Annotated in this window: 7 protein-coding genes; 4 read left to right on the top strand and 3 right to left on the bottom strand. The window is 43.4% G+C overall.

The annotated features are described in order from the left end of the window. Both O9332_RS17730 and O9332_RS17725 read left to right on the top strand, forming a co-directional pair. Window positions 1-300: DUF4351 domain-containing protein (locus O9332_RS17730; RefSeq protein WP_288026644.1), on the top strand; the 300-nt coding region annotated here is incomplete at its 5' end. Further along, window positions 297-1,223: a DUF4351 domain-containing protein gene (locus O9332_RS17725; protein WP_288026642.1), complete on the top strand. Its 927-nt coding sequence runs from the start codon at window positions 297-299 to the stop codon at window positions 1,221-1,223. The genes O9332_RS17730 and O9332_RS17725, both read left to right, overlap by 4 nt. A gap of 29 nt (window positions 1,224-1,252) precedes the next feature. Here the strand turns inward: O9332_RS17725 and priA are convergent, their stop codons facing one another. Beyond that, entirely contained in the window at window positions 1,253-3,742 is a 2,490-nt protein-coding gene (gene priA / locus O9332_RS17720; RefSeq protein ID WP_002759680.1) for a primosomal protein N', read from the bottom strand. An 832-nt stretch (window positions 3,743-4,574) separates the two neighbouring features. On the opposite strand from priA, the gene O9332_RS17715 reads away from it, so the two are divergent. Together O9332_RS17715 and O9332_RS17710 are read left to right on the top strand one after the other, a co-directional pair. Next, complete coding sequence (locus O9332_RS17715; protein WP_288026640.1) at window positions 4,575-5,708, top strand: RNA polymerase sigma factor, RpoD/SigA family; 1,134 nt, start codon at window positions 4,575-4,577, stop codon at window positions 5,706-5,708. Between the two features lie 115 nt (window positions 5,709-5,823). After that, window positions 5,824-6,051: a ribbon-helix-helix domain-containing protein gene (locus tag O9332_RS17710; protein ID WP_147070050.1), complete on the top strand. Its 228-nt coding sequence runs from the start codon at window positions 5,824-5,826 to the stop codon at window positions 6,049-6,051. 306 nt (window positions 6,052-6,357) lie between these two features. On the opposite strand, the gene O9332_RS17705 is transcribed toward O9332_RS17710, so the two are convergent. Together O9332_RS17705 and clpP are read right to left on the bottom strand one after the other, a co-directional pair. After that, window positions 6,358-6,819 (bottom strand): hypothetical protein, encoded by a 462-nt coding sequence (locus tag O9332_RS17705; protein ID WP_039900599.1) that lies wholly within the window; start codon window positions 6,817-6,819, stop codon window positions 6,358-6,360. A gap of 348 nt (window positions 6,820-7,167) precedes the next feature. Further along, entirely contained in the window at window positions 7,168-7,809 is a 642-nt protein-coding gene (gene clpP / locus O9332_RS17700) for an ATP-dependent Clp endopeptidase proteolytic subunit ClpP (protein ID WP_223212985.1), read from the bottom strand. Window positions 7,810-8,135: the final 326 nt, after the last annotated feature.

The following is an 8,135-nucleotide window of genomic DNA, read 5'->3' as shown; positions in this document are numbered from 1 at the left end:
TTATTGTATAATCTGAGTAGAAATTTAGAAGCGTTATCGAAAAAAACACAGGAGGATAGGGAGTTTATTATGCGTTTAGCTCCACTTTACCAACAGGATAGGGAACAAGCGGTTCAGCAAGGTGTACAGCAGGAAGCATTAAAGTTGGTTATTAGACTTCTTCAGCGACGTTTCGGTGAAATACCGCAGAATTTTGAGGAAACCATCCGTAACCTTCCTGTGGAGCGCTTAGAAGACTTAGGACTCGCTTTATTAGACTTTAACACTTTGACGGATTTAGATAACTGGTTGCATCCGTGACGCGCTTTATTTGGGATAAATTTAGCAAAGACTTCTTAGAAACCCTTCTTTCTCCCTACGGTACAGTAGTTGTCAGTAAAGAAGTCACCTCAGAAATTCAAGAAATTGATGTGTATTTTAGTCCTAATACCGAGGCAATTCCCCCTCAGTTAGGACTATTAGGCAAATTATGCCAAAATCCCTGTTTATTAGAACCCTATCGCAATGGGATTACCCTTGATGGTATCAATGATTGTCTGTCCAAGCGCTTTGCTATCCGTGAAATCTTCCACAGAGAAGCAAAGAGAAATAAACAGAGAATATCAGAGGAGGAGATACCTAAGTTGTGGATTCTCACTCCCACAGCTAGTGAGCGCATTTTATCCCTGTTTACGGCTCAATTACAACCCAATTGGGGAGAAGGGGTTTATTTTCTCCCGGAGGGTTTAGGTACAGCTATTGTCGTCATTCATCAATTACCCGCAATCCCAGAGACATTATGGCTAAGATTATTGGGTAGAGGAGGAACAAGAGAGAGAGCTATCGATGAATTAGAGAGATTATCGCCGAATGCTCCCCTAAAATCGGCTTCTTTAAACTTATTGTATAATCTGAGTAGAAATTTAGAAGCGTTATCGAAAAAAACACAGGAGGATAGGGAGTTTATTATGCGTTTAGCTCCACTTTACCAACAGGATAGGGAACAAGCGATTCAAGAGGGACTGAAAAGAGGACTACAGCAAGGTGTACAGCAGGGTCTTGAACAGGGTAGAATTCAAGAAGCCAATCTTGTTATTAGACTTCTTCAACGACGTTTCGGTGAAATACCGCAAAATCTTGAGGAAACCATCCGTAACCTTCCTGTGGAGCGGTTAGAAGACTTAGGACTCGCTTTATTAGACTTTGACACTTTGACGGATTTAGATAACTGGTTGCATCCGTGAGCAATGGCGATCATCTCATTCATCCTTGATTATTCTATAGTTAAGGGGTCCACATCGATCGCCATACTTACCTTGGGTAAAACTAAGCTTTTCAAAGGACGCAAAAGACCACCGATATCAGCCTTGTCTCCCGATAATTTTAACAGAATTTGCCAGCGATAACGGTTAGCCACGCGCATAATTGTTGCGGGTGCAGGTCCCAAAATATCCCAATCGGAACCCAAATTATTAACACATTCCTCTGCGACATTTTCGGCACTTTTCTGGACTGCTTCCCCATCTAAACCACTAAAGCGAATTAAGACTAAACTGCCGTAGGGAGGATAATTTAAACTCTCTCTGTGCATTAATTCCGTCTCGACAAAACCCTCATAATCGTGGGTTTGCACTGCTCTAATCACGGGATGTTCAGGGGTATAGGTTTGGATAATTACCTTTCCTTCTCTTTCTCCCCTTCCTGCTCTCCCCGCTACTTGGGTGAGGGTTTGAAAAGCGCGTTCGGAGGCGCGATAATCGGAGTGATAAAGTAAACCATCGGCAGCCATAATTCCCACTAAAGTAACTCGCTCGATATCTAATCCTTTGGTGAGCATTTGGGTTCCAACTAGGACATCGAATTCACCATCAGTAAATAGTTTTAATAGTTCCCGGGGAGCATTTTTGTTGCGGGTGGTATCACTATCAAAACGCAAGCAACGCAAATCGGGAAATTCTTTGGTTAATTCTTGGGTGACGCGCTGAGTACCTGTACCAAAAAATTTTAGATAGGGAGAACCGCATTCAGGACATTGTTTCGGATGAATGCGACCATAGTTGCAGTAGTGACAGCGGAGTAATTCTTGCGCTCCCGGTTCGGTGTGGTGGTAGGAGAGGGAGACATCACAGTGGGGACACTCCAGCACATAACCGCAACTTCGGCAAGATACAAAAGTACTATGACCCCGGCGACTGACGAATAAAATTGCCTGTTCTCCCTTGTCGCGCAGGGTTTCCAGAGATGAACGCAGGGATTGACTAAAAAGAGAACGATTGCCTCGTTGCAATTCCCGTCGCATATCGACGATTTCCACCCTCGGTAAGGGGCGATTTTGGATGCGTTCGGGCAAAGATAGGTAAAGACTGGGATTAGCTTGGGATTCTAGCCATGTTTCTAGGGATGGCGTGGCCGAGCCTAAAATTACGGGACAATGGTTTAATTGAGAGCGCCATTTAGCCACGGTACGCGCGTGATAGGTGGGAAGTAATTGACTTTGTTTAAAGCTGCTATCGTGTTCTTCATCGAGGATAATCATGCCTAGATGGGGTAAAGGGGCAAAAATCGCCGATCTCGTCCCGATAATAACTTGCGGGGTTCCTGTCAACATCTGTCGCCAGGTATCGTATCTTTCTCCTTCCGAGAGGGCGCTATGATAAACATAGACTCGATCGCCAAAACGGGCCACAAAGCGATCGGTTAATTGCGGTGTTAATCCAATTTCGGGGACTAAAACCAAGGCAGATTTACCCGCTGCTAGGACAGGCGCGATCGCCTGTAGATAGACTTCTGTTTTACCCGATCCCGTCACTCCATGTAAGAGAGCGCTTTCACCACCTTTTAGGGTTTGAATGGCTTCTAAAGCCTGTTTTTGACTAGAAGTGAGTGTTTTTGGTTGATCCCTGCTCATAATCGCCGAGGATAAGCGCAGAAATTCCCGATCCTCAATCACCACATAACCCTTGTCAATGAGCGGTTTAAAATGTTTTGTCCCCGCGAGTTGTGCCAATTCTGGCAGCCACATTTCTCCTCCCTGATGACGGAGAATTTCGACAATTTTGCGCTGATTTTCAGTTAAATCAGCAGGAAAGTCGGTTATTAGCAGGGTAATGGCTTTTTTTTGTTTAATATTGGTACTTTTGGGTGCTTCTAGATAGCTTTCCACCCAACCGCGCTTAACTAAGTCTCGGATACCGTAATTGGCATTTTTTACTTTTTCTTGCAGGTATTTCGCCGAATAATCGCCTTCTTTTTGATTTTTTAGCAGGGATAAAATCTGACGGGAGAGGGGAGTACAAAAAACTTCCGCACCGGGGGGAATCGCTTCTGGTTTTAATCTGATGCGACGTTGGGAACTTCGCAGTAAACCCGTAGGTAAAGCGACGCGAACAACGGTGATTAAATCCGTCGCGTAGTATTGGGCGATTTTCGTCAATAACTGCCAATAATTATCGGGGAAAAAGCCCTTAGCAATCACATCTTCCACGGGACGAATTTGATTTTCTTCTAGTCCTGCGGGCAAATTTTCGAGAAATCTAAGAGCAATTCCCCCAATTACCTGAGAACCAAAGGGAACGCTTAAAATATCGCCGATTTCTACTGTTAAATCCTGGGGGATACTATAGGTTAATATTTGCTGATCCTCTTGACTATCTCTAGGATAAGGGCGATCAACCAAAACCTCTAACCACAGTTGCCCAGTTGTGGTTAATTGGTAAGGTGTGCGAGGTTCCGCTACAGTTAGAGTAGCACAGCGATCGAGCATGGTTATCAGTTATCAGTGGGAAGTGGGGAGTGGGAAGTGGGGAGTGGGAAGTGGGAAGTGGGAAGTGGGAAGTGGGGAGAATGGGGTATTTAAATTATAGTTTAAAGCTTGAGGGGAATAAAACCAGTTAATTTTCTCTAAAAACAGTTTAAATATTGCTTTTTTGCCCGCAAATTTTGATTTTTAGCCCGTGAAATCTTCCCAAATGATAATTATTGACTATTAGCTATTAAATCGCACCCTAGTTAGGGTTTGATTAATAAATCTAAAAACCTTGTTGGATAATATCTTTAGGCTTTTTTGAAATCAAAAAGTGCCAGATATGGGAGGGATCGGGGGGGAGAATTAGGCACTTTTTCCCTGAAACTTAGGTAATTGACCACCTGAAAATGGGTAAAACCCCACACCCCACACCCCACACCCCACACCCCACACCCTACCCCCAGGAAAAACTTTTTGCCGCAAACCCTAGTTAGTCAAAACTTGAGAATAGTTCTCAATAGAAAAAGCGAAGAATAGTCATAAAAAGCTGACTGCTATCTTGATTGTTAAGAAGCGTGATCTTTACCTAGTCAAATACCAAAAACCTTAGTTAGAGTGTATAAGTGGAAACCCTGAAAGTCTCCCCTATTCACCAGAAAATCTTATTGTCTGGTTCGGCGATTTGTAACCATCGACACAGAATTGCGCAATTATATCCCAGAAATGGCCGCCATTAATTAAGAAAACGTTTAAAAAATCTGCTCCCCGAAAATTCAATGTAACAATCAGCCCATTGGGAGAAATTGAGTTTCTCCCTGCTATTATAATCCCACTCCATCCATAACTGCTTATGAAAATCTCTAAACTAGCCTCTGATGATAATTTTAATCAAATCATTGCCCTGGAGACAAATCCTTTAGAACTAGACAGCGTGGATTTTGCTGAAAGAACTGACGAGGATATGACTGAATCTTTACCGGAAACCCTAAAAAACACTCGTGGGAGTAGTGGAACTGGATACGATAAAGGCAGCAATGAAGATACTGTTGGGGCATTTTTTAAAGAAATGGCCCGTTATCCCCTGCTTAATGCGGAAGAAGAAATTGAATTAGCCTACTCGGTTAAGTTTCTGATGGAAGCGGAAGAAGTGCGCCAAAAACTACAAGAAAATTTACATCGTCCCCCGACGAAAACGGAATGGGCGATCGCTTTAGAATTAGATAATGAACGTCAACTGGAAAACCGTCTTTATCGCGGACGAACAGCTAAACGGAAAATGATTCGTTCTAATTTGCGCTTGGTGGTTTCTATCGCTAAACGCTATTTAAATCGCGGAGTTCCTTTCTTAGATTTAATTCAAGAAGGTGCGATCGGACTCAACCGTGCGGCCGAAAAATTCGATCCCAATAAAGGTTATAAATTCTCTACCTATGCTTATTGGTGGATTCGACAAGCAATCACCCGCACCATTGCTAACGATGCGCGGACAATTCGTTTACCGATTCACATCGTCGAAAAACTCAATAAACTCAAAAAAGCGCAGCGGATTCTCAAGCAAGATTTACAGCGCAATCCCAATGAACGGGAACTTGCGGAAGCACTAGAAATGACTCCCGAACAATTGCGGCAATTATTACAATTGCGTCGTCAATCTCTCTCTTTAAATCATCGTGTAGGGAAAGGAGAAGATACGGAATTAGTGGATCTGTTGGAGGATGATGATCTACAACTTCCCGAAGATAAAATGAATGAAATGATGATGCGTCAGGAAATTTTCGCAGTTTTAAGTGATGTTCTCACCGAACGGGAAAAAGATGTTATCTCTCTCCGTTATGGTTTAGCTACCAGTCAACCCTATACCCTAGAGGAAGTGGGGGGAATGTTCAATTTATCTCGCGAACGAGTACGTCAAATTCAAACTAAAGCGATGCGAAAATTACGTCGTCCTCAAGTCGCGCGTCGTCTGAAAGGATGGTTACATTAATAATTTTTTCTAACTCGTTCTCTCCTCTCTCCTTTTTCCAGGAGAGCTTTTTTTGTCGATATTTAGCTTAAAATTAAGATAAAGCTGATTTTCTCAGTAGATAGTCAAAATACCTATGAACGTACATCTTACCCGACAACAAGAGCATCTAATTCAACGGAAAGTGAAAACGGGAAAATATCAATCTCCCCAAGAAGTCATCGACTTTGCTTTGCAGTTACTCGATGAATACGAACAAATAACTGATGCGGAATGGAGAGAAGATATTCGGCAAAAAATAGATAAAGCTATCGGGAGCATCAGAAAATCATCCTCTCATAGATGGAGAAACTTTTGTCACTGAAATTATCCATCGTTTTCAAACCATGGGAGATTAATCTAAAATGGGTCGTTATGTCATAAATATACTAGCTAGTCAGGATCTGAATACAATAGCTGATTACTTTGGGCTCTTCGGGACTTGTTATGGTTCGATAGGGGGGCATAAATCGACTCAATCCTTATCTGGCAAGAGATTTAATTGATTAGTTCGCTCCAGATCGCAAACAATTGACAAAAATTGCGGCAATGTCTGTCTCTATAAAGGTTTCATTCTTTATAACCCCGTTCATTGCATAAGACAAACCGAAGAACCATTTTTTCTCGCTGCCTAAAAGGGGCAATCATTGTCGTCTTCGTCTTCAAACTGCACATCCCACTTAGCAGAAAGTACCTGAGTCACCATGGCTTCGAGGGTATCAGCATTGAGACGGGCTTTCATATCGGGGTCTTGCAGTGGATTACTCAGGGGAATCAGCCGTAATTGCCGATTGTCTTGGATCAGATCAAAATAGGTTTCACCGTCAGGAGAGCGGGTTAAACGCAGATAATCGAAGCTATAGGTATTCAGATAAAGACTGTAGTTAGCAACTAGGGTGCTTTGCTGATAATCGGCGAAAACTTCCACTATCCATCCCTCCCCTTCACTCTGAATCACCCCTTCGAGACTATGGATGTAGCGAACTCGTCCAATATCATCGAGGAGACGACGCATATCTTCTTTAGCGATGACCACGCCAGAATCAATAATACAGGGGGCGGGCAGGGGCTGTGAGGGCGGATGATAGTTCATAGGGATTGCCAGTAAAAAAATTTCCGTTAATAACCCACCGGGTGTTTCTACCGATTCCTGTTGCAATTTTTTTCGGGTTACGTCTCGATCTTAACCCAATCCGCTAGAACTTTTCACTGTTACTTAAGATTAATAACGATGATCGATGATGGCTCTTCTGGTTTCTGTGTGGAGGGAAGAAGAATAGGGATAATTTTATAGAAATATAGTCTTCAAAGCCTTGCCTAGCAAGACTCCTACGAATGATAATCAGTGCTTATCACACAAAGTAGAGAAGAGCCCGATGATTAACTTCTGCTTACTAAATATTTACAAAAATCTGGGTAGACAGAGCCTACCCGATCATAACTATTTACTGGGAGGGTTGGAAGCGGAAGGACTGCGATCGATCACCTGATCGATTAAACCATAGTCTAGAGCCTCTTCGGCGGACATAAAGAAATCCCTTTCCGTATCCTCGGCGATGAGGTCGAGAGGTTTACCGGTATGACTAGCTAGGTGTTGATTGAGTAATTGTTTGAGATAGAGAATTTCTTTGGCCTGAATTTCGATATCGGTGGCCTGACCTTGGGCGCCGCCGAGGGGTTGGTGAATCATGATCCGGGAGTTGGGTAGGCTCATTCTTTTGCCCGGTTTGCCGGCACTGAGGAGAAAAGCCCCCATACTGGCGGCTAAACCAATACAAATGGTGCTGACATCGGGACGGATTTGATTCATGGTGTCAAAAATCCCTAATCCGGCCGAAACGGAACCCCCAGGGGAGTTGATATACAAGTAAATATCTTTTTCGGGGTCTTCTGCTTCTAGAAAGAGTAATTGGGCGACAATTAGGTTAGCTAGGTCGCTGGTTACTTCTTGTCCCAAAAAGACGATTCTTTCCCGGAGTAGTCGGGAGTAGATATCGAAGGCGCGTTCGCCCCGGCCTGTGGTTTCAATAACGGTAGGAATCATTGCGCTTTCTTGTCTTGCTGCTGCGGTTGGTTTTTTGATTGTAACTTAGGGAATGGGGGATAGGGATTAGGGGAATTGGGAAATATTTTCAGTGAACAGTGAACAGTGGTCAGTAATCAGTCAACTGAAAACTCACATCTGATAACTCTCCAGAAACTTAACTCAGGCTGAGGAAGCCTCAACCAGTTGAAAGCCAAGGGATTGCGCCTTTTTCGAGAGATTGTTGTTGACATCCTCGCCGCCGTAAAACGGACGGCGATTCCCAAACCTCACGATTTAGGTTTCTGCTTCTTTCCCTTGCGGGGTTCCGCACCTGCCTTAACAGATTTACTCTGTTCTGGTCTTATGGTCGCTCTACAGACTGA

This window comes from Microcystis sp. LE19-10.1B, from assembly GCF_027530565.1.
Classification (GTDB): domain Bacteria; phylum Cyanobacteriota; class Cyanobacteriia; order Cyanobacteriales; family Microcystaceae; genus Microcystis; species Microcystis aeruginosa.
The sequence above is the reverse complement of the archived record's forward strand: the minus strand, read 5'-3'. Positions and strand labels throughout refer to the sequence as shown.